Consider the following 22,895-nt stretch of genomic DNA (forward strand, 5'->3'; position numbering starts at 1 on the left):
TGGGCCTTAAGATTTCTTCTTAGGTGCGAGGACCATCACTGCTTGACGGCCTTCGACTTTCGGGAACGACTCTACTACGGCCAACTCTTCCAGATCGTTTTTGACGCGCTCCAGAACCTTGATACCAAGATCCTGGTGGGCCATTTCACGACCACGGAAGCGCAGGGTGACCTTAGCCTTGTCCCCGTCTTCCAGAAAGCGAACCAGGTTGCGTAGTTTTACCTGATAGTCGCCTTCGTCAGTGCCAGGACGGAATTTGATTTCCTTGACCTGGACGACTTTCTGCTTTTTCTTCTGTTCTTTGGTTGTTTTGCTCTTTTCGTAGAGGAATTTGCCGTAATCCATGATCCGGCAAACGGGCGGTTCAGCGTTAGGGCTGATCTCGACCAGATCTACTCCAGCCTCAAGGGCCAAGTTCAGTGCATCATGGATCTCGACGACACCCAAAGGCTCTCCGTCAATACCAGTGAGACGAACTTCTTTCAGACGAATCTCGGTATTGATCCGGTGAGCGCGGGCTTGCGGTTGCTTGCCCAGTTTTTTTCCGCCTTTTATAGCTTATTCCTCCACTTTCTTTTGTCCGCGGGTCTGAACTTCCTGGGTCAACAGAGCCACTAGCTCTTCAACAGGATAAGTGCCCAGGTCAGCCCCTTTACGAGTCCGTACTGCAATCTTACCGGCTTCAACTTCTTTATCGCCGCAGACCAGCATGAAAGGTACTCGCTTCAAAGTATGCTCGCGGATTTTAAAGCCAATCTTCTCATTTCTCAAGTCCGCTTTTGCGCGAAGACCCGCATCATTCAATGCTTTGGCTACTTTTACCGCATAATCGGCCTGATTATCTGTGATATTCATGACCACAGCCTGAGTCGGAGCCAACCAAGTCGGGAACAGACCGGCGTACTCTTCGGTCAGAATACCGATGAAACGCTCGAGTGAACCCAGAATGGCCCGGTGGATCATCACCGGTACGTGGCGTTCGTTGTCTTCACCCACATAAGTGGCACCCAGACGTCCAGGCAGGGCAAAGTCGAGCTGCACGGTACCACACTGCCAAGCACGATCAAGGCAATCATGCAGGGTAAATTCGATCTTGGGACCGTAGAAGGCGCCCTCACCCGGCTGCAAATCGTACTTCAGGCCGTTCAGCACCAGAGCTTCGGCCAAGGCGGCCTCTGCGCGATCCCAGGCTTCATCGGAGCCAATACGCTGCTCGGGACGAGTCGAGAGCTTGACCACGATATTTTCAAAGCCAAAGGTGCCGTAGACGTCATAGACCATACGGATACAGGCGGACACCTCTTCCATGATCTGCTCTTCGGTACAGAAGATGTGAGCGTCATCCTGGGTAAAACCACGCACCCGCATCAGACCGTGCAGGGAACCGGACGGCTCGTTGCGGTGGCAGGAGCCGAACTCGGCCATGCGCAGCGGCAGATCGCGGTAAGACTTCAGACCCTGGTTGAAGATCTGCACATGACCTGGGCAGTTCATCGGCTTGATGGCGTATTCGCGGTTTTCGGACTGGGTGGTGAACATGGCCTGGGCATACTTCTCCCAGTGACCTGAACGCTCCCACAGCACCCTGTCCATCATGAAGGGACCCTTCACTTCCTGATAGTCGTACTCTTTGAGCTTGCCACGGATGAAGGTTTCCAGCTCACGGAAGATGGTCCAGCCATCGTTGTGCCAGAACACCATGCCAGGCGCTTCTTCCTGCATGTGATACAAGTCGAGCTGCTTGCCTATCTTGCGGTGGTCGCGCTTGGACGCCTCTTCCAGACGCTGCAGGTAGCCTTTGAGCTGCTTCTTGTCAGCCCAAGCCGTACCGTATATGCGCTGCAGCATCTTGTTGTTGGAATCGCCACGCCAGTAGGCGCCGGACATCTTCTGCAACTTGAAGTGGTGGCAGTGACGCATGTTGGGCACGTGCGGGCCACGACACATGTCGACGTACTCTTCGTGATGATAGAGACCGGGCTTATCATCACGGGCAATATTCTGATCCAGGATCTCGACCTTGTAAGACTCGCCACGGGCGTCGAACACGTCGCGTGCTTCCTGCCAGGAGACTCTCTTCTTGATGACGTCGTAATCCTTGGCGGCCAGCGCCAGCATGCGCTCTTCCAGGGCAGCCAGATCGTCGTCGGTCAGGGTGCGATCCAGATCAACGTCGTAGTAGAAACCGTTATCGATGACGGGACCAATGGCCATCTTGGTCTGGGGCCAAAGTTGCTTGATGGCATGACCCAGCAGGTGAGCACAGGAGTGGCGCAGTATGTCCAGACCTTCTTCGTCTTTGGCGGTGATGATGGCCAGGGAAGCATCGGCTTCGATCAGCTCGCAGGCATCCACCAGTTCACCGTTTACCCGACCGGCAATGCACGCCTTGGCAAGACCCGGACCTATGTCCGCGGCCACGTCCATGACGGAAACGGAGTGGGCAAATTGACGTTGGCTGCCGTCAGGCAGAGTAATGATTGGCATTGTGTGTTTCCTTATACAGTGGTGCCCCCTACCAAAGGGCACATGCGGGATGGAAAAAGCATTCAAAAAGGGTGATGTTCTGGCTCTCTACAGCACTTTGCAGAGGCGCCCAGCGCCGCAAACAGCTTGCTTAACGGCACAAGGCAAACCAAAAACCGAACCATGCTACCAGAAGTAGTCGGGGGTGTATCGGGTTTGATGAGATTTTCTACAACCAAATGAGGCGCTTGCCAGTTAGCCACCAAGCAGGGGTTGCCAGTTGAAATTGAAGCTACTGCTCCCCTCCTCGGCCAGTGCGAGCTCCTCCAACACCTTCAATGCAAGCTTGTTACCCTTTTGCGCCGCCTGATAGAGCCACTGCTTGGCCTGAGGCAGATCGACCCGACCACTCACTCCCATCAGGTGCAGCACGCCAACTTTGAGCATGGCGGGCACGTCACCGTTGCGGGCCGCCAGCTCCATCCAGTGAAATGCCTGCCGCAGATCCCGCTTCACCCCGGCGCCGCGCAGATAGACCTCCGCCAGCCGGTACTGGCCGAAGGCATCGCCCGCCTGCGCCGACTGGCGATAGAGGCTGATGGCCAGACCCATGTCCTGATCTGTGCCCTGCCCCACTTCGTGGCTCCACCCCATCAACGCCTGTGCACGAGGGAGCCCCTGCTCGGCCAGCGGTTGCCAAATCTTTGTCGCCGTCTCGAACTGGCCGCTACGCCAGGCCCGGTTGGCCGATGCCAGCGCCTGCTCGGTGGAGAGCGGGATCAGCCGCCAGATGACCAGGCCAAGCACACCGATAAACAGCCAGCGGGAGACAATGGGTTTCATGATGATTTCCGTGATCCAGTTCGCACTTTGTCTATGTAAACGAAATGTAGCGACGGGATCAAGCAAGAGATCCATTTGCCATGCCGTTTCAGGCAACGATTACTAAACAGGGGCTTGTATTTCGATGCGCTCACTTGCAAGATAACTGTATATATAAACAGTGTTGGCATGATGTGATGGCAGGACGAGGCAGCACCCACAATATCGAGCATCGTTTCAGTGGCCCGCTGGTCGAGGCCGTCGACGATGGCTGGCAGCAAACCGAGTGGGAACCGGCGTTCAACACCTCAGCCCCCCAGACCGAGGTTCGCGAGACTCAGGCCAGGAGCATCATCAGCTACAACCGCTCACCGGATGTGCCCTTTGGCCGCTCCATCAACCCCTATCAGGGCTGTGAGCATGGCTGCATCTACTGCTATGCCAGACCCAGTCACGCCTACCTGGAGCTCTCCCCCGGTCTCGACTTCGAGACCAGACTGTTTGCCAAGCTCAACGCCGCCGAGCTGTTGCGCCGGGAGTTTGCCAAGCCAACCTATCAGCCACAGACCATAGTGCTGGGCGCCAATACGGATCCTTACCAGCCCATCGAGCATCACTATCGCCTCACCCGCCAATTGCTGGAAGTGATGCTGGCCCATCGCCATCCGGTCGGCATCATCACCAAGAGCGCCATGATATTGCGCGACCTCGATCTGCTGGCCGCGCTGGGCCGGGAGGGGCTCTGCCAGGTGATGGTGTCGGTGACGACATTAAATGAAACCCTGCGGCGACAGCTGGAACCCAGGGCGAGCACAGGCACGGGTCGGCTCAAGGTGATCGAGAAGCTGGCACAGGCCGGGGTACCGGTCGGCGTGCTGGCCGCGCCCATGATCCCGCGCCTCAACGAGCCTGAGCTGGAACAGATCATCAAGGCGGCGGCCGAGGCCGGTGCCCACTGCGCCGATTACATACTGCTGCGATTGCCCCACGAGCTGACCACCCTGTTCAGCGACTGGCTGGATGAGCATTACCCCGGCCAGAAGGAGGCCATCCTGAACCAGTTACGGGCCAGTCGGGATGGCGGACTCAACAGCCCCGCCTTTGGCGCCCGCATGCGCGGTGAAGGCCAGTTTGCCGACTTGCTCGCCCAGCGCTTTCGGCTCATCAGCAAGCGCTTGGGCTTGGGCCAGCGCCATCTTCAACTGCGGCGGGACGGCTTCATTCGCCCGGGCGACCAACTGCGGCTGTTCTGATCGCCCCGACAAGTCAACCGCGCTCACAACGCCCTCTTCGCCGGCCACCACAAACCCTGCCGACGAGCAGGGCCTCACCCCCTTGGCCGAGGCGAGTGCGTGGCCTTGCCCTGCGCGATCAATTCGGCTGGCAGTCGTGATGGCTCATGGGCCACTTCGTCCTCATACTCCTCTGTCAGCGATGCTGGTTGATGTTCGCCCCATACCCGGCTCCACCAGATCTCCCACATTACCCAGCTAGTCATAAGGTGCTCCTGTTTGATGGCTACGCATCGCCGTCTGTTAAGTGCGACAGGGGTAGCTTGGCCTCATCCCATGACAGGGGGATGACGCAAGCATGATGAATTGGGGACAACGACATTAAGGAGGAGTACGGCAATGCTCGCGGTGCAAGTGATCAGCGACGCGTACAGCAACAGGATCAGGCTGATCCATCAGACCTGTGGGCGCTCACCATCTGGGGCAAACGGCAGCAACAAAAAGAGCGACCCAAAGGGTCGCTCTTTTTCATGAAGGCAAACAGGCGATTATTCGTCGCTCGCGGCACCCTCTTCAGTAGACCCATCAGTGGATCCTGCGGCATCTGGCGCGATATCGGTGCCTTCGGACACCTCACCGTCAACGGCCACGATGTCGTTCTCTTCTTCGTCGCTCTCCGCGATACGCTGCAGGCCAACCACGGTCTCGTCTTCACCGGTACGGATCAGACGCACACCGCCGGTGTTACGGCCAATGACACTCACCTCGGCAACGCGAGTACGGACCAGGGTACCGCCATTGGTGATCAGCATGATCTGGTCGGTATCTTCGACCTGGATCGCATCGATCACCTTGCCGTTACGCTCGTCCACCTTGATGGAGCGAACGCCCTGGGTACCACGGCTCTTGGTCGGGTACTCGGTCAGCGCGGTACGCTTGCCGTAACCGTTCTCGGTGGCGGTCAGGATGGCACCCTCGCCACGGGGGACGATCAGGGAAACCACCTTGTCACCATTGAGCAGGCGGATACCACGTACCCCACCGGCGGTACGACCCATGGGACGCACGCCCTTGAAGGTACCCTTGCTTTCGGTGCCTTCGCCGTTGTCGCTGCCATCGTCGTCGTTACCGGCGTCAATGACACTCTCGTCATCCCCGTCGACCTCATCGCTGACATCGGCATCGGCGGCATCGGCACGGCCGCTACCTTCTGCAAAGCGAACCACCTTGCCCGCATCGGAGAACAACATGATCTCGTTGCTGCCATCTGTGATGTCCACCCCGATCAGCTCATCGCCCTCTTTGAGGTTGATGGCACGAATACCGGAGGAGAGCGGACGGCTGAACGCAGACAGGCTGGTTTTCTTCACGGTACCGTCAGCGGTGGCGAAGAAGACATACTTGTCGTCAGCGTACTCTTTCACCGGCAGGATGGCGGTGATGCGCTCGCCCTCTTCCAGCGGCAGCAAGTTGATGATCGGACGACCACGGGCGCCACGGGACGCCTCCGGCAGCTGATACACCTTGAGCCAGTAGACCTTGCCACGGGTGGAGAAGCACAAAATGGTGTCGTGGGTGTTGGCCACCAGCAGACGTTCCACAAAGTCCTCTTCCTTGATCCGGGTGGCCGACTTGCCACGACCACCGCGGCGCTGGGCCTCGTAGTCGGAGAGCGGCTGATACTTCACATAACCCTGGTGAGACAGGGTCACGACCACGTCTTCCGGGGTGATCAGATCTTCGATGTTGATCTCGGCACTGGAGGCGCTGATCTCGGTGCGGCGCTCGTCGCCATACTGCTCGCGCACGGCCAGCAGTTCATCGCGGATCACTTCCATCAGCCGTTCCGGGCTTGCCAGGATGAACAGCAGCTCGGCGATCAGATCCAGCAGAGATTGATACTCTTCCAGGATCTTCCCGTGCTCGAGGCCGGTCAGCTTGTGCAGACGCAGATCCAGGATGGCCTGGGCCTGCTGTTCGGTCAGGAAGTATTGACCTTCACGGATGCCGAACTCCGGCTCCAGCCACTCCGGACGGGCCGCGTCGTCGCCTGCTTTTTCCAGCATGCCGGCCACGTTGCCGAGATCCCATCCCCGAGCTACAAGCTTGGCTTTGGCGTCGGCAGAGGTGTCGGAGTGACGGATCAGCTCGATGATGGGGTCTATGTTGGCCAGTGCGACCGCCAGACCTTCCAGGATGTGGGCCCGATCCCGCGCCTTGCGCAGTTCGAACACGGTCCGGCGAGTCACCACTTCACGGCGGTGCAGCAGGAACGCATCCAGGATGTCTTTAAGGTTCATCACCTTGGGCTGGTTGTTATCGAGCGCCACCATGTTGATGCCGAACGTGGTCTGCAGCTGGGTGTGCTTGTAGAGATTGTTCAGCACAATCTCGCCAGACTCGCCACGTTTGATCTCGATAACGATGCGCATGCCGTCCTTGTCGGACTCATCGCGCAGGGCACTGATGCCCTCGACTTTCTTCTCTTTGACCAGCTCGGCGATCTTCTCGATCAGCCGCGCCTTGTTCACCTGATAAGGCAGCTCGTGAACCAGGATGGTCTCGCGATGGGTCTTGTCGTCCACTTCCACTTCGGCCTTGGCGCGCACATAGACGGAGCCGCGACCGGTGCGGTAAGCCTGCACTATGCCGGCGCGACCATTGATGATGGCGCCAGTGGGGAAATCAGGCCCTGTGATATAGGTCATCAACTCATCGATGGTGAGATCGCTATTTTCGATCAGCGCCAGACAGCCGTTGACTATCTCGGTGAGGTTGTGAGGAGGAATGTTGGTCGCCATGCCCACCGCGATACCGGATGAGCCGTTGACCAGCAGGTTGGGCACCTTGGTGGGCATGACAGCCGGGATCATCTCGGTGCCATCATAGTTGGGCACCCAGTCCACGGTCTCTTTGTCCAGATCGGCCAGCAGCTCGTGGGAGATGCGGGCCATCCGCACTTCGGTGTAACGCATGGCGGCGGCGCTGTCGCCGTCGACCGAACCGAAGTTGCCCTGACCATCGACCAGCATGTAGCGCATGGAGAAATCCTGCGCCAAGCGGACGATGGTGTCATACACGGCACTGTCGCCGTGCGGGTGGTATTTACCGATTACGTCACCGACCACACGGGCCGATTTTTTATAGGGCTTGTTCCAGTCGTTCCCCAACTCGTTCATAGCAAACAGAACGCGGCGGTGAACCGGTTTCAAGCCATCACGCACATCCGGCAGAGCTCGTCCTACGATCACGCTCATGGCGTAATCAAGATAGGAACTCTTGAGCTCTTCTTCGATGTTGATCGGCGTGATCTCTCTGGCCAGATCGCTCATAGAAAGCCTTAATCCCTAATTAGTTGTTCTTTGGCTTAAACAGCGCGCCATGGTAACACACTGAGCCAAATACCTTAAGCCACAAATCCGGATAACAAGTCGGGCTGGTGTGACAAAATGTGTCCGTTATAATGCCCGCCAGGACAATAGATTGCGCCCAAGTCTTGCTACCTGCGCGCCCTGCCACAGGATCATCAAAAAATGAATAGTGATGCCAATGTCGATCTGACAGAAATCGCCAAATTTGAAGCCATCGCCTCCCGCTGGTGGGACATGGAGGGCGAGTTCAAGCCACTGCATCAAATCAATCCGGTGCGCCTTGACTGGATCACCGACAAGAGCGGCGGCCTGTTTGGCAAGCAGGTCCTCGACATCGGCTGCGGGGGCGGCATCCTCTCCGAGAGCATGGCCCGTCGGGGCGCTCGCGTGATGGGCATCGACATGGGCAAGGAGCCGCTCGGCGTCGCCCGCCTGCACGCCCTCGAGCAGGGCGTGGAGCTCCAATACCAGCAGATGACGGCGGAGGAGCATGCCGGCCAGGCCCCTGGCCAGTATGACGTGGTCACCTGCATGGAGATGCTGGAGCACGTGCCGGATCCGGCTTCAGTGCTGCGCGCCATCGCCACCCTGGTACGCCCCGGCGGACGGGTGTTCATCTCCACCATCAACCGCAACCCGAAAGCCTATCTGATGATGATCCTGGGGGCCGAATACCTGATGAAGATGATCCCCAAGGGCACCCATGATCACAAAAAATTCATCACCCCCGCCGAACTGTGCCGCATGGGTGAAGCGGCGGGTCTGTTGGTGCGGGACATGAGCGGCGTACACTATTCGCCGCTGACCGGCCAGTTCAAACTCGGCAAGAACGTCGACGTCAACTACATGGTGGAATTCATCCGCCCGGAGCAAGGCTGATGGGCGACTCTCACCCGGTGCCGCTGCGCTGCGTGCTGTTTGATCTCGACGGCACCTTGCTCGATACCGCACCTGACTTGGGCGCGGCCGTCAACCATGTGCTGGTGAGCGAAGGCTTTGCCCCGCTCTCTGATGCCATCATTCGCCAGACCACCTCCAACGGGGCGCTCGGGCTACTCAGGGCCGGGCTTGGCGATGAGCTGCTCGAGGAGCTGGGCGCCACTCGCCTGCGCGCCGCGCTGCTCGACTTCTACGCCGCCCACCTGTGTGTCGGTACCCGTCCCTATGAGGGCATGCTGGAGCTCATTGAATGGCTGGACGAACGCGCCCTGCCATGGGGCATAGTCACCAACAAGCCGGGCTTTCTCACCGAGCCGCTGCTGGCGGCCTTGCCCGAGCTTGCCAGCTGCGGTGTGACGGTCAGTGCCGATACCCTGCCGGTACGCAAGCCCGACCCCGCCCCCATGTTCTTCGCCTGCGACCAGCTAGGGGTCGAGGCAGCCCACTGCCTCTACGTAGGGGATCATGTGCGCGACATCGAAGCGGGCCGCAACGCCGGTATGCGCACCGCCGTCGCGGGTTGGGGTTATCTGAGCGATGACGAGGATCCCGCCGACTGGGGCGCAGATCTGCACTTCGATACGGTACAGGCCCTGCACCACTGGCTACGTTACGAGGTAGCCTGACCCCATGATCCGCCTGGTCACAGGCATTGATGGATCATAAAGGCAGTTTTGTTGCCAAAAGAAATCCAATTGAGCACCACCCGCTGGGGCATACGGGTACGCAAGGATGCGATGGGAGGTCAGGAGTGATCTCCCATTTTTGCCGTTTGGCAACCGCTAACCGACAGGGACAGGACACCTTTTGACCCAGGCTGCACAAGGGATAACCAGACTGAATTTGCTAGTAAAAACACCCCGTTTTCGCAAGCAAAAAAAGTTATTTAAATTTTCCATGTTCGATCATCAGGCTTGCATTTACCGGATCGGACGCATGAAAACCCACTCACTGTGAGCAGCCACTAACATGGGTCGCAACACCCACAATTTATCCACAGCTAATGCCTTATCCACAGATTGCAATGCCGGGTAGACCTCACTATCTTGTAGCTCGAACTTAAAATAACACTATATCTTGTGATTCATCGCACAACATGCCCCCGCTCCCGCAGTCGATCACGACCAGGCGGTCAAGGCCGTGCGATGGTTTTTCGGGAATCAACTACAAAGGTCATCAGCCAATGAACTTGTTTGTGACGAAGCGTAACGGCCACAAAGAACCCATCGATCTGGATAAAATTCACCGCGTGCTGGATTGGGCCGCCGAGGGACTCGACAACGTGTCGGTATCCCAGGTGGAACTCAAGTCCCACATCCAGTTCTATGACGGTATCCGTACCGCCGATATCCACGAAACCGTCATCAAGGCCACTGCTGATCTGATCTCCGAGCAAAGCCCGGATTACCAGTACATGGCTGCCCGTCTGGCCATCTTCCACCTGCGCAAGAAAGCCTACGGCCAGTTCGAACCGCCCCATCTCTACCAACACGTCGCCCGTCTGGTAGACATGGGCAAATATGACAAGCACCTGCTGACCGACTACACCCAGGCCGAATTTGAGGCGCTCAACGAGCACCTGGATCACTGGCGTGATATGGACTTCTCCTACGCCGCCGTCAAGCAGCTGGAAGGCAAGTACCTGGTGCAGAACCGCGTCACCGGCGAGATCTACGAGAGCCCGCAGTTCCTCTACATCCTGGTAGCAGCCTGCCTCTTCTCCAAGTACCCGAAAGATACCCGTCTGGACTACATCAAGCGCTTCTACGATGCAGTCTCGACTTTCAAAATTTCCCTGCCGACGCCCATCATGAGCGGCGTGCGGACCCCGACTCGCCAGTTCAGCTCCTGCGTGCTGATCGAGTGTGATGACAGCCTGGATTCCATCAACGCCACCGCCAGCGCCATCGTGCGTTATGTCTCCCAGCGCGCCGGTATCGGCATCAACGCTGGCCGTATCCGTGGTCTGGGTAGCCCCATCCGTGGTGGCGAAGCGTTCCACACCGGTTGCATCCCCTTCTACAAATACTTCCAGACTGCGGTCAAATGCTGCTCCCAGGGCGGCGTGCGCGGCGGGGCGGCCACCCTCTTCTATCCGCTGTGGCACACCGAGGTGGAAAGCCTGCTGGTCCTGAAAAACAATCGTGGCGTGGAAGAGAACCGGGTCCGTCACATGGACTACGGCGTGCAGATCAACAAACTGATGTACCAGCGCCTGATCAAGGGCGGCGACATCACCTTGTTCTCACCATCCGATGCCCCTGGCCTGTACGATGCCTTCTTCGCCGATCAGGACAAGTTCGAGGCGCTCTACGTCAAGTACGAGCAGGACCCGGCCATTCGCAAGAAGACCATCAAGGCGGTCGACCTCTTCTCCCTGATGATGCAGGAGCGTGCCGGTACCGGTCGCATCTACATCCAGAACGTGGATCACTGCAACACCCACAGCCCGTTCGATCCGAGCGTGGCGCCGGTACGCCAGTCTAACCTCTGCCTCGAAATCGCGCTGCCGACCAAGCCGCTCAACAACGTGGATGACGAAGAGGGCGAGATCGCCCTGTGCACCCTCTCCGCGTTCAACCTCGGCGCCATCGAGAAGCTGGAAGATCTGGAAGAGATGGCCGATCTCGCCGTGCGTGCCCTGGATGCCCTGCTCGACTATCAGGATTACCCGCTCAAGGCTGCCCAGAAAGGCAGCATGAACCGTCGTACCCTGGGGATAGGCGTCATCAACTACGCCTACTACCTGGCCAAAAACGGCGCCCGTTACTCCGACGGTTCCGGTCTGGCGCTGACGCACCGCACCTTCGAGGCGATCCAGTTCTACCTGCTGAAAGCCTCCGTGCAGCTGGCCCGCGAGTTCGGCCCCTGCCCGGCGTTCAACGAGACCACTTATGCCCAGGGCATTTTGCCCATCGATACCTATAAAAAGGATCTCGACAACCTGTGCAACGAGCCGCTGCACCTGGATTGGGAAACTTTGCGTGAAGAGATCCGCACTGTGGGTCTGCGCAACTCCACCCTGACCGCCCTGATGCCAAGCGAGACCTCCAGCCAGATCTCCAACGCCACCAACGGCATAGAGCCGCCGCGCGGCCTGGTATCGGTCAAGGCCTCCAAGGACGGTATTCTCAAACAGGTGGTGCCCGAGTATCATCGCCTGAAAGATCAATACGAACTGCTCTGGAAGCAACCGAGCGTCGATGGCTATCTGCAGTTGGTCGGTATCATGCAGAAGTTTGTGGATCAGGCGATCTCCGCCAACACCAACTACGACCCCGCCCGTTTTGAAGGCAACAAGGTGCCGATGAAACAGTTGCTCAAGGATCTGCTGACCGCTTACAAATACGGCCTCAAGACCCTCTACTATCACAACACCCGTGATGGTGCGGATGACGCACAAGCCGATATGCAAGATGACGGTTGTGCCGGTGGGGCTTGTAAAATATAAGCCATTGCAAGATCTGACAACCGGGCGGGAGCGACAAGCTCCCGCTCTCCTGTTTAATCCATTTAATACATTCTGGTAACCATGGCCTATTCAACTTTCTGCCAAACCCAAAACGACCAGCTCAAAGAGCCGATGTTTTTTGGCCAATCGGTCAATGTGGCCCGTTATGATCAACAAAAGCACGAAGTGTTCGAGCGACTGATCGAGAAACAGCTCTCCTTCTTCTGGCGCCCGGAAGAGGTCGATGTCTCCCACGACCGCATCGACTATCAGGCCCTGCCGCCCCACGAGCAGCACATCTTCATCTCCAACCTGAAGTACCAGACCCTGCTGGATTCCATCCAGGGTCGCAGCCCCAACGTGGCGCTGCTGCCACTGGTCTCCATTCCGGAGCTGGAAACCTGGATCGAGACTTGGGCCTTCTCGGAGACTATCCACTCGCGCTCCTACACCCACATCATTCGCAATATCGTCAACACCCCGGCCCAGGTGTTTGACGACATCGTCACCAACGAGCAGATATTGAAGCGCGCTGGCTCCATCAGCTGCTTCTACGACGATCTGATCGAGGCGACCGCACTCTACAACCTGCACGGTGAAGGGACCCATAGCGTCGCCGGACAGATGCGCACCATCACACTGCGCGAGCTGAAGAAGAAGCTCTACCTGTGCCTGATGAGCGTCAATGCGCTGGAGGCGATCCGCTTCTACGTCAGCTTCGCCTGCTCCTTTGCCTTCGCCGAACGCGAACTGATGGAAGGCAACGCCAAGATCATCAAGATGATCGCCCGCGACGAAGCGCTGCACCTGACCGGCACCCAGCACATGTTGAACCTGATGCGCACTGGCCAGGACGACCCCGAGATGGCCGAGATTGCCGCCGAGTGCGAGCAGGCCTGCTTCGAGATCTTCAAGGAAGCCGCCATTCAGGAGAAAGAGTGGGCCGAGTACCTGTTTCAGGACGGTTCCATGATCGGCCTGAACAAGGACATCCTCTGCCAGTACGTGGAGTACATCACCAACCTGCGCATGAGTGCGGTCGGTCTGCAGTCAGCCTTTGCCGGCGCCAAGCAAAACCCGATCCCCTGGATCAACACCTGGCTGTCCTCTGACAACGTGCAGGTCGCCCCGCAGGAAGTGGAAGTGAGTTCCTACCTGGTCGGCCAGATCGACAGCGAAGTACATGCCGACGATCTCGGTGACTTCGAGCTGTGAGTCAGCTACCCGATATGCTGGTCGACCTGATCGACAGCGAAGTACACGCAAATGATCTCGGTGACTTTGAGCTGTGAGTGACGCCACCAACACGCTGGCCACTGCCCCGCAGCCTGCAACACAGCAAGAGGCCACACAGGCGCCGCTGGTGCAGACCCGCGACGGTACCCTGCTCGCCCATCCCGGCGAGAGCGTGTTGGAGACCCTGGAGCGCCACGGCCATCATGTGGAGTTCCAGTGCCGCAGCGGCTATTGCGGCGCCTGCCGCACGCCCTTGCTGGCAGGCTCGGTGCACTATGCCAATGTGCCGTTGGCATTCGTCTCCCCAGGCGAGTGCCTACCCTGCTGCTGCAAACCGGTCGGGGCCATCCGGCTGGACATCAGGAAAGGCTGACGCAGCAAGCACCACACGCGTTGCCAAACAAAAAGCCGCCGGATTTGACTCCGGCGGCTTTTTTATTGCGGCTAACTGGTTTGACTCACAGCCAGGGGGCGGCGGTCGGCCCCTGGTGCAGGCCCAGCTTCCAGACCCGGCCAAAGTGCTTGTAGTGACCGGCGGCCACACCGGCCTCCTCACCCATGCCATGGTAGAGATCCAGGTGCCCCTTCTTCACGGCGCCCCCCACATCCAGCGCGATCAGGAGCCGCAGCTGATGTTTGCCGGTCCAGTTGCCCTCTTTGTCGAGCAAGGGGACTTCAGCCAGGATCGGCGTGCCCATCGGCAGCAGGGTCTTGTCAGCCGCCACGGCCGCCAGCGGCAGCAACGGAATGCCGGCCGCCCCAATCACGTCATTGGTGGGACGACGCTCAAAGAAGACATAAGAAGGATTCTGCTCCACCAGCTCCTTGACGCTCTCCTCCGGTTTGCTGTTGGCCCAATCCTTGATGGCCTTCATGGACATCTTCTCCTTGGGCACCTCACCCCGGTCGATCAACACCCGGCCGATACTCACGTAGCCATGACCATTCTTGCCGCTGTAACCCAGGTATTGCAGCCGATCGTCATCGCCGTAGTGGACAAAACCTGAGCCCTGTACATCCATCAGGAAGTTGTCGATGAGGGATTTGCTGTAACCCAGCTCCAACCCACGGTTGGCCAGGGCCCCCTGATGGATCTCGGCCCGGCTCGGGCAACGGCCACCGCACTTGGGCATGGCATAGATGGGGTACTTGTACTTGGCATCCGGGCGATGACGCACCTCCAGTACCGGCGAGTAATAACCGGTAAACAGCACGTTGCCCATGCGATCGGCGCCACCCATCTGGGCCAGGCTGATGCCGTACTGGGTGATATGGGCCGGGTTGCCGCCATTGGCCACCCAGCGGGAGAGCTGGCTATAAAGCTCGCCATAGCGACGGGTCATCTTGCCGGAACGCTCCAGCACCAGCTGGCTCTGGGGACCAAACTTACTGAAGTCAGCGTGCTGGAGACTGTTGACACCTTCTACCCGCACCAGATCATCCGGCAGGGGGCCGTCCAGATACTGCTTGCCCAGATTGACCGGCACCTCGCAGTTCAGAAAACATCTGGCATCGGGTTTCTTCTTGGGCACCGGTGCTTGCTCAGAGTTGCCCGCACAACCGGCCAGCCCCAGCACTGCGGCGGTCAGCCAGTACGCATGTTTATTCATATGTCCTCATGTAACACCAAGCCTCATGCTTGGCGGGGAAGATGCCAAATTTGCAGGGGGAAAGCAAACGCCATCAGCCCCTTGGCAACAGATTTCTCCTAAGGGGATCTTCTGGGTTATAACAAGGTAACAAGGTGTGAGAGGCCATGGATGGAACAGCTCGAGATCTTCCCGCTGCAGAGCCCCTGCATCGGGGTATGCGAAGTGAACAACAAGGGCTACTGCAAGGGCTGCCTGCGCAACCGGGAGGAGCGTTTCAACTGGCTCACCATGACCCCCACCGAGCAGCAGGAGGTGATGCGCCTGTGCCGTGGTCGCAAGGCCCGGGTGGACGCTGCTCGTCGCAAGGCACAAGAGGCCATCCAGGCCAGTGAGCAAGAGCAGGCCGGCTGGGACTTTTGACTTTTCCCCACTATCCCCCCTCTTTTATCCCTTTCTCATCCGCCACAAAAAAGCGGCCCGCAGGCCGCCTTGTCAACAATTGCATTTATTTACGTTGCACCACTCAGGCCGTCGCCAGCTTGCCCTGCGCTTCACCGCGCTTGAGCATGGCGTAGGAGACACCGGTCAGCAGCGAGCCTGCTGCAATCGCCACGATATACAGCATGACGTTACTGATGGCGTGGGGAATAAAGAGCACGAACAGGCCGCCGTGGGGGGCCATCAGCTCGCAGCCAAACAGCATGGAGAGCGCACCGGTCAGGGCACCGCCGACCATACAGGCCGGGATGACGCGCATCGGATCCTTGGCGGCAAACGGGATGGCCCCCTCGGAGATGAAGCACAGACCCAGCACAAAGGAGGCTTTACCCGCTTCCTGCTCCGCCTTGATGAACTTGGTGCGTGCCAGGAAGGTCGCGATCCCCATCCCCAGTGCCGGTACCATACCGGCCGCCATCACAGCCGCCATCGGGGCGTAGGTTTTGGAGGCCAGCAGACCAACACCAAAGGCATAGGCCGCCTTGTTGACCGGACCGCCCATGTCGAAGCACATCATGGCGCCGAGAATGACACCCAGCAGCACGGCGTTGGCAGAGCCCATATTATTAAGGAATTCGGTCATGGCATTCATGATGCCAGCCACCGGACCACCCACCACGTAGATCATCACCAGACCGGTAAACAGGCTGGCCACCAGCGGAATAATGAGGATGGGCTTGAGCGCTTCCAGGGTCACCGGCAGACGTACCTTGTCGCTCAGGTACTTGGCGCTGTAACCGGCCAGAAAACCGGCCACGATACCGCCAAGGAAACCGGCGCCCAGCGAGCTTGCCAGCATACCGCCAATCATGCCGGGTGCGAGACCCGGACGGTCAGCGATGGAGTAGGCAATGTAACCGGCCAGCACCGGGATCATGAGGGCAAAAGCCGAGCCGCCACCGATCTGCATCAGGGCGGCGGCCAGGGTGCCTTCTACCTTGAACGCTTCAATCCCGAACACGAACGAGAGCGCGATGATAAGACCGCCCGCGACAACCATCGGCAGCATAAAGGAGACGCCGGTCAGCAAATGCTTGTAGGGGCCTGCTTTTTCCTCTTTCTTGGGCTGGTTGACGCCGCTGTGGCGATAGAGTGTCGCCTCGTTCCACGCCTTGTCGAGCTCGGCGCGGGTCTTCTTGAGCGCCGCACCTGTGCTGGTGCGATAGACCTGCTTGCCATCGAAGCGGGCCATGTCTACTTCGATATCGGTCGCCAGGAACACCAGATCGGCGGCGGCAATCTCATCCGCGGTCAGGGCATTCTGGGCACCGACCGAGCCTTGGGTCTCGACACGGATCTGATAACCAAGCTGCTTGGCCATGGTCTCCAGCGCTTCTGCCGACATAAAGGTGTGGGCCACACCGGTCGGACAGGCAGTCACCGCCACGATGCGCTTGCCAGCGGCGGCCGGTTTGGCGGCAGCATTGGCAACGGCGGGTGCGGCCTGATGGCGATAGACGCTGGCACCGCTGGCCGCGGCTTCCAGCACGGCGGCCGGATCCTGCAGCGCCAGATCCATACTCCCCTGATAGACCCGCTTGGCATCATAGGCGGCGAGATCCACCGGGGCGCTTGCCACGACCAGCACCAGGTCGGCTGCGGCAATCTGCTCCTTGTTCGGCACCTGACGGGGTTGCACGCTGGCGCAGACGTCGAGGGTGAGTTCCCAGCCTGCCAGTTTGGCCTGCTGTTCTATCCGTTTTGCAGCGAGAAAGCTGGTGGCTATGCCCGCCGGGCAAGCCGTAACCAAGATTGCTTTCATTGGGCATCTCCTGAGTTTTTCATTGAGGGGGTATTGCATTGAACCGGTGCCAGATCATCCAGACGCTGTACACGCACCTGTTCAAGTAAGGGGTTGAGCACACTGATATCGCTAAAACCGACCGCCACCTGACTGACTGCCAGTGCCGAAACGGCGGTCGCCAGACGCAGGATCTGCTCCGGCGCCCAGCCAAGACTCAGACCGTGGGTCAGCCCCGCCACCAGGGAGTCGCCGGCACCGACTGTGCTGATGACATTCATACGCGGCGGAATGGCCTGCCAGGTGGCATCAGGACCAAACCAGACGAGGCCATCGGCGCCATTGGAGATCACCACATGGGCGATACCCTGAGCCTGTAACTCGCGGGCGCAAGCGGCCTGCTCGCTCAGGGTCTTGATGGGACGACCGGCCCACTGGCTCAGCTCCTCCAGATTGGGTTTGATCAGGGTCGGCGCAGCCTTGATGCCTTCGCTTAAGGCCGCGCCGCTGCAATCGAAGATCACCTGCTTGCCTTTGGCCTTGAGCAAGCGAATAAGATGGGCGCAGTAACTGGGGGCCACCCCTTTGGGCAGGCTGCCCGCCAGCACGAACCACTCGGCTTGCGGTGCCAACTCGTCGATGGCCTGCTCCAGGGCACTCACTTCCCCTTCGTGGATGGTGAGCCCCGGCAGGTTGAGATCGGTCACCCGGCCAGAGTGCTCGGAGATCTTGACGTTGATACGGGTGCTGCCCGCCACACGCACAAAGTGATCAGCCAGCGCGCGCTCTGTAAACAGGGAAACAAAACTCTGCTCATTGTCAGCGCCAAGCCAGCCGGTCACGCCCACGTCGCGGCCCAGATCTTTCAACACCATAGCGACGTTGATCCCCTTGCCCGCGGCGCGTAAGGACGCCTCGCTCACCAGATTCACTTCGCCAAGGTTCATCGCCTCGAGACGGGTAGTGAGATCGAGCGCCGGGTTGAGGGTAATGGTGACAATCTTCATCAGTGTGCCCCCTCACCCAGACCGGCCGCGATGGCCTCGCCGATCCCCTTGAGGGCCGCTTCGGCATCCACCCCTTCGGCGCGAAACGCCAGACGGTGACCGCACTTGACGCCAAGACCAATGACCTTCATCAGGCTCTTGGCGGAGACTGCTTCGCCGCTACCGTCCAGATTGGCAACGCGAATGTCTGATTCAAACTCTTTGGCTACCTTGACCAGCATGGCACCCGGACGGGCATGCAGGCCGTGGGGGTTAATGATGGTGAAGGTCTCGGCAAGACCACTCGCGGGCCCGGCCTGCAGCATGGCCAGCCCATCGCTGCCCGCCAGCGTTGCAAGTTGACCGGCGGCGGCCAGTTTGGCCAGATTCTCAAGTTGCGGCAGATGGCTGCTATCTGCGGCACACAGCAGCAGCATGGCGCTGACCGGCAGATCACCTGCGGTGAGTGCATTGCTCGGCGTTGCCAGCACCCAACCGGTCTGGGCGGCTTGCGCACGAGCCAGCCAGATCCCCTCGCCCAGATAGGCGGGATCGCTTGCCAGCAGCGACGTCACCATGGTGGCATCGCCCCAACCCGCTGACTTGGCGCGGGCGGCAGCACCCAACAGCAGTTGGTCGCGATCATCGGCCGGGAAATCCGCCAGGGTCAGGTATTGCGCCTCTTTCGCAGCCGTGGCGCCGGTCAGGATGTTGATGATGGTGTCGGCATCAGTGGCCTCTTTCAATTGCGCGGCAGCCTGCTCATCACCCAGCACATGGGTGAGCTGACGCAAAATGCCCAGATGCTCGTCGGACTTGGCGGCAATACCGATGGCGACATAGGCAATCTGCCCCTCATCCCACTCGATGCCGTGGGGGAACTGGGCCACCATGACACCGGTGCTTTTCACCAGATGGCGGGTGTCGGTGGTGCCGTGAGGAATGGCGATGCCGCTGCCAAGATAGGTAGCATGCTGCGCCTCGCGGGCCAGCATCCCATCCACATAGCCTGCTTCTACCAGACCGGCTTCGGTCAGTTTGCCCGCCAGCAGTGCAATGGCTTCCGACTTGGTCGCCACCGACTGTCCCAGCAAGATTTGCTCTCGCGCCAACTTCAACATAGAGACTCTCCATCAGGTTCCGGCCGCGCCGGTACAACACAATTGAACATTCGGGTAACTCGCCTGCTGACAATAGACAAGATCGGGGTTGATTGTGATCGTGGCCCGATTTTCAGGCCACTGTGCCTATTCGTTACTGACAGGCTGAATCGTTTCACCTACACTCAGACTGAATCGTTTCAGCGGATTGATCAAGTACCCACCAAGGGTGCTTTTCAATGATATGATCCTGCGCACACTTTTCGGTGCCCTCACCCGGCAGTGACCGTGGGCCTTGCAACTCAAACAGAGCCAATATGATGAAACTGGATGAAATCGCCGCCCTCGCCGGTGTCTCGCGCACCACGGCCAGCTATGTGATCAATGGCAAGGCCGACCAATACCGCATCAGCCAGGCTACCCGCGACAAGGTGATGGCGGTGGTCACCGCTCACAACTATCAACCGGATAGCCGCGCCGCCTCCCTGCGGGGCGGCCAGACCAAGACCCTCGGCTTTATCCTGCCTGACCTGGAAAACGCCAGTTACGCCAAGCTGGCCAAACGGCTGGAACAGGGGGCGCGGGCGCAGGGCTATCAGCTGCTGATCGTCTGCTCGGAAGATGATCCCGCCACCGAAAAAGAGCTGGCCCAGATGTTGGTCAGCCGCCATGTGGATGCCCTGCTGGTCGCCAGCTGCCTGCCGCCGGACGACCCCTTCTACGGCAAATTACAAGCGCAAGGCAGCCAGATCCTCGCCATCGACCGGGCCATGGCCGCCGACCAGTTCGTCACCGTCGCCAGTGAAAACGAGAAGGCGAGCTTTGATCTCACCAGCTCCCTGCTCACCCCCGCCCTGCGCCATATCGCCTTGATCACCGCCCTGCCAGCACTCACGATCAGTCAGGAGCGCAAAGCAGGCTTCGAACAGGCGGTTGCCAGTCACAGCGCAGCGCGCCACCTGTGCGAGGGCGATCACTTCTCCCGCCTCGAGGGGTATCGCCTGATCAAGGCGCTGCACCAGCAGCTGGGCCAGCTGCCGGAGGCACTGATCACCACCTCCTATATCCTGATGGAGGGGGTGCTCGACTATCTCTTGGAACAAGAAACCGATATGAGCCAGCTCGCCATGGCCACCTTCGGGGACGATCGGCTGCTCGACTTCCTCCCCTTTGGCATCAACTCCCTGCCCCAGCAGCACGATGCACTGGCGAGCCAAGCGCTGGAACTGGCGCTCAAGGCCGTCAACGGTGAATACCAGAGTGGCTTGTACTACGTCAGCCGCACCCTCAAACGCCGTCGCTGACCACCTCGCTGCCGGGCCGATTTACCCCATAAGTTCGGCAGCGTTGCTTCTCTTCATCCCATGCCCGCACACTCTCTGCCTGCGGCAGTCAACCCCTCCCAAACCCGATGCCTGGCGTTTTTGCAAGAATGGGCGCCCCCCGCTCCAGCCTATTTTTTCGGCACTGAGCCATGTATGTCATCTTTTATTGCCACTTATTGCCGCAAGCCAGCACAAGATCCGCATAAAAGGGATTGTTTCCGTTATTTTGATCCGCTAACGTGGCAACCATCTTTTACAACTGACAGGTTTTAGGTACAGATGTTCCCGTTCCGATATTGCTAGCCTCCGGCCTTATCCCCGGAGGCGCCTTCTGATCACGCCCATTGGCCCTCTTGTTGACGTAAACACTGTGCACCACTGGTTTGCACTGACACCGCTACTTTCGGATGGATAACATGAACACCAAAACCCTGGGTTGTACCCTGTTGATTGCTGGCACCACCATAGGCGCCGGGATGCTGGCCCTGCCGCTGGCCTCCTCTTCCCTTGGCGGCCCTGCCACCCTGATGCTGATGGTCGGCCTCTGGACCCTGATGGCCTTCACCGCCATGTTGCAGGTGGAGGCGAGCCTCAACACCGGCAAGTGGTACCTGCACCAGCTGGCGGATCATCTGCTCGGCCCCTGGGGCAAGCGCATCGCCTCCTTCTGTATCCTGATGCTGTTCTACTCGCTGGCTTCCGCCTACATCAGCGGCGGCAGCAGCCTGCTGGCCCAAGCGCTGGCCGATGCGGGCATGACGCTGACCCAGGAGCAAGCGGCCTGGGCCTTTACCCTGCTGTTTGGCGGCATGGTCTGTGTCGGTACCAAGCAGGTGGATTACCTCAACCGGCTGATGTTCACCGTAAAGTTGGTGATCATGGTGGCGGTGCTGGCACTGCTGCTACCCCGCGCAGAAGGGCAGCACCTGCTCTCCATGCCGCTGGGTCAGGGCTTGCTGCTGGCGGGCCTGCCGGTCATCTTCACCTCGTTCGGCTTTCACGGCTCCATTCCAAGCGTGATGCTCTACCTTGGCGACTGCCCCAAGCAGCTGCGCCGGGTCTTTGTGTGGGGCTCTGCCCTGCCGCTGATCCTCTATGTGCTGTGGCAGGTGGCGATCCTCGGTCTGCTCGGCCAGCAAGCGCTGCTACAAACCGGCGGTGCGCTCGATAGCCTGTTGGCCAACATCGGTCAACTGGTGAGCTGGCCCGCGTTTAATCAGGCGATGCACCTGTTTGCCGATCTGGCACTCGCCACCTCCTTCCTCGGAGTGACGCTGGGGCTGTTTGACTTTATGGCCAAAGTGACCCGCCGCAAGGACAACTGGCAGGGCCGCAGCCAGACCGGTCTTATCACCTTTGTACCGCCCCTGCTGTTTGCCCTCTACTTCCCGCAGGGCTTTATCATGGCGCTCGGCTACGCCGCCATCGCCCTGGCGATACTGGCGGTACTGCTGCCGGTGGCGCTGGTATGGCAGAGCCGCAAACAGGCGCCCGCCCACCACTACCGCGCCCCGGGTGGCGTGGTGGCACTTGGTCTGACCGCCGCCATGGGCGTGCTGATCGTCGGAGTACAGGTCAGCGTCAGCCTCGGGATGCTGCCCGCACTCTAATACTGACCGGTATGAAATAGTCCACATAGCAAAGCCCCGCCAACGGACATTGGCGGGGCTTTTTGATCGTGACAGAGTCAAGCTCACTGCAATGACGGAAAACTCAGACGCTTAATGGATCTTGGCCATGGTTAATCCATCGACAAATGCACCTCAAGCCAACTGCAGAGTCACAGCTTGGTCAACAACTGGGTACTGCTGATTGACATCCGGACCATTTGTTATTTTTAATAACCATTGCCCTTCAAATGTAAATAAAGGAAAGGAATTAGAATATCTTGTTCAAACATAGATAACTTATCTTGGTGATAATTTTGAGACTCATATCTTCATGGCATCCATCCTCGTTTACTGCCCTCGTTGCTACTCGACTGCGTATATCGCCACGGTAAGCCCCCTGCCTGTCTCTTGATCAGATCTTGATCCCCGAAGCCATCATCTCTTTGGCGGCAATAAAGCCGTCCAGTTTACTTTGCAGTGTTTGCCAGCCTTCCCAGAGTGAGCTCCAGCCTGCAATCCCTGTTCG

Annotated in this window: 18 protein-coding genes; 9 read left to right on the top strand and 9 right to left on the bottom strand. The window is 59.1% G+C overall.

The window, feature by feature from the left end; all coding sequences use genetic code 11:
• Nucleotides 1–6: 6 nt before the first annotated feature.
• From infC to GWQ22_RS07065, 3 genes are all read right to left on the bottom strand, one after another.
• Nucleotides 7–537 (bottom strand): translation initiation factor IF-3, encoded by a 531-nt coding sequence (infC, locus tag GWQ22_RS07055; RefSeq protein ID WP_155603220.1) that lies wholly within the window; start codon nucleotides 535–537, stop codon nucleotides 7–9.
• A gap of 21 nt (nucleotides 538–558) precedes the next feature.
• Nucleotides 559–2,487 (bottom strand): threonine--tRNA ligase, encoded by a 1,929-nt coding sequence (gene thrS, locus GWQ22_RS07060; RefSeq protein ID WP_212513210.1) that lies wholly within the window; start codon nucleotides 2,485–2,487, stop codon nucleotides 559–561.
• A 234-nt stretch (nucleotides 2,488–2,721) separates the two neighbouring features.
• The gene (locus GWQ22_RS07065; protein ID WP_275929858.1) at nucleotides 2,722–3,309 is read right to left on the bottom strand and encodes a tetratricopeptide repeat protein; all 588 of its coding nucleotides are present in this window, start codon (nucleotides 3,307–3,309) and stop codon (nucleotides 2,722–2,724) included.
• Between the two features lie 176 nt (nucleotides 3,310–3,485).
• On the opposite strand from GWQ22_RS07065, the gene GWQ22_RS07070 reads away from it, so the two are divergent.
• Nucleotides 3,486–4,541, top strand: coding sequence for a PA0069 family radical SAM protein (locus GWQ22_RS07070; RefSeq protein ID WP_275929859.1), 1,056 nt, complete (start codon nucleotides 3,486–3,488; stop codon nucleotides 4,539–4,541).
• Between the two features lie 74 nt (nucleotides 4,542–4,615).
• Here the strand turns inward: GWQ22_RS07070 and GWQ22_RS07075 are convergent, their stop codons facing one another.
• A complete protein-coding gene (locus tag GWQ22_RS07075; RefSeq protein ID WP_167335265.1) occupies nucleotides 4,616–4,786 on the bottom strand; it encodes a hypothetical protein in 171 nt (56 codons plus the stop codon).
• Between the two features lie 282 nt (nucleotides 4,787–5,068).
• Nucleotides 5,069–7,852 (bottom strand): DNA topoisomerase (ATP-hydrolyzing) subunit A, encoded by a 2,784-nt coding sequence (gene gyrA / locus GWQ22_RS07080; RefSeq protein WP_275929860.1) that lies wholly within the window; start codon nucleotides 7,850–7,852, stop codon nucleotides 5,069–5,071.
• A 201-nt stretch (nucleotides 7,853–8,053) separates the two neighbouring features.
• Between gyrA and ubiG the strand changes: the two genes are divergently transcribed.
• The 5 genes from ubiG (at nucleotide 8,054) to yfaE (ending at nucleotide 13,890) form a co-directional block, all read left to right on the top strand.
• Nucleotides 8,054–8,770: a bifunctional 2-polyprenyl-6-hydroxyphenol methylase/3-demethylubiquinol 3-O-methyltransferase UbiG gene (gene ubiG, locus GWQ22_RS07085; RefSeq protein WP_042034937.1), complete on the top strand. Its 717-nt coding sequence runs from the start codon at nucleotides 8,054–8,056 to the stop codon at nucleotides 8,768–8,770.
• Complete coding sequence (locus GWQ22_RS07090; protein WP_275929861.1) at nucleotides 8,770–9,456, top strand: HAD-IA family hydrolase; 687 nt, start codon at nucleotides 8,770–8,772, stop codon at nucleotides 9,454–9,456. The genes ubiG and GWQ22_RS07090 overlap by 1 nt, the downstream gene beginning before the upstream one ends.
• A 557-nt stretch (nucleotides 9,457–10,013) precedes the next feature.
• A complete protein-coding gene (nrdA, locus tag GWQ22_RS07095) occupies nucleotides 10,014–12,281 on the top strand; it encodes a class 1a ribonucleoside-diphosphate reductase subunit alpha (RefSeq protein ID WP_042034935.1) in 2,268 nt (755 codons plus the stop codon).
• A gap of 81 nt (nucleotides 12,282–12,362) precedes the next feature.
• On the top strand, nucleotides 12,363–13,496 hold the full coding sequence (gene nrdB, locus GWQ22_RS07100; RefSeq protein ID WP_108536887.1) for a class Ia ribonucleoside-diphosphate reductase subunit beta: 1,134 nt from the start codon (nucleotides 12,363–12,365) through the stop codon (nucleotides 13,494–13,496).
• A 73-nt stretch (nucleotides 13,497–13,569) separates the two neighbouring features.
• A complete protein-coding gene (yfaE, locus tag GWQ22_RS07105) occupies nucleotides 13,570–13,890 on the top strand; it encodes a class I ribonucleotide reductase maintenance protein YfaE (RefSeq protein WP_275929862.1) in 321 nt (106 codons plus the stop codon).
• Nucleotides 13,891–13,975: 85 nt separating this feature from the next.
• Here the strand turns inward: yfaE and mltA are convergent, their stop codons facing one another.
• Nucleotides 13,976–15,127 carry a murein transglycosylase A gene (gene mltA, locus GWQ22_RS07110; RefSeq protein WP_275929863.1) on the bottom strand — a complete coding sequence of 384 codons (1,152 nt, stop codon included), beginning with the start codon at nucleotides 15,125–15,127 and terminating at the stop codon, nucleotides 13,976–13,978.
• A 150-nt stretch (nucleotides 15,128–15,277) separates the two neighbouring features.
• On the opposite strand from mltA, the gene GWQ22_RS07115 reads away from it, so the two are divergent.
• A complete protein-coding gene (locus GWQ22_RS07115) occupies nucleotides 15,278–15,529 on the top strand; it encodes a DUF1289 domain-containing protein (RefSeq protein ID WP_042034931.1) in 252 nt (83 codons plus the stop codon).
• A gap of 103 nt (nucleotides 15,530–15,632) precedes the next feature.
• On the opposite strand, the gene fruA is transcribed toward GWQ22_RS07115, so the two are convergent.
• Genes fruA through fruB form a run of 3 tightly spaced genes read right to left on the bottom strand, consistent with a single transcriptional unit; the run spans nucleotide 15,633 to nucleotide 19,455 of the window.
• Entirely contained in the window at nucleotides 15,633–17,369 is a 1,737-nt protein-coding gene (fruA, locus tag GWQ22_RS07120) for a PTS fructose transporter subunit IIBC (RefSeq protein WP_275929864.1), read from the bottom strand.
• Nucleotides 17,366–18,355, bottom strand: a complete 990-nt coding sequence (gene pfkB / locus GWQ22_RS07125) for a 1-phosphofructokinase (protein ID WP_275929865.1) — start codon at nucleotides 18,353–18,355, stop codon at nucleotides 17,366–17,368. Before pfkB ends, fruA begins: the two co-directional genes overlap by 4 nt.
• Complete coding sequence (gene fruB / locus GWQ22_RS07130; protein WP_275929866.1) at nucleotides 18,355–19,455, bottom strand: fused PTS fructose transporter subunit IIA/HPr protein; 1,101 nt, start codon at nucleotides 19,453–19,455, stop codon at nucleotides 18,355–18,357. Before fruB ends, pfkB begins: the two co-directional genes overlap by 1 nt.
• A 296-nt stretch (nucleotides 19,456–19,751) precedes the next feature.
• Between fruB and cra the strand changes: the two genes are divergently transcribed.
• Complete coding sequence (gene cra, locus GWQ22_RS07135) at nucleotides 19,752–20,738, top strand: catabolite repressor/activator (protein ID WP_181364854.1); 987 nt, start codon at nucleotides 19,752–19,754, stop codon at nucleotides 20,736–20,738.
• Between the two features lie 437 nt (nucleotides 20,739–21,175).
• Nucleotides 21,176–22,369 (top strand): aromatic amino acid transport family protein, encoded by a 1,194-nt coding sequence (locus tag GWQ22_RS07140; RefSeq protein ID WP_275929867.1) that lies wholly within the window; start codon nucleotides 21,176–21,178, stop codon nucleotides 22,367–22,369.
• The last annotated feature ends 526 nt before the right edge of the window (nucleotides 22,370–22,895 follow it).

The sequence above is a fragment of the Aeromonas sp. 1HA1 genome (assembly GCF_029237385.1).
Taxonomy (GTDB): domain Bacteria; phylum Pseudomonadota; class Gammaproteobacteria; order Enterobacterales; family Aeromonadaceae; genus Aeromonas; species Aeromonas popoffii.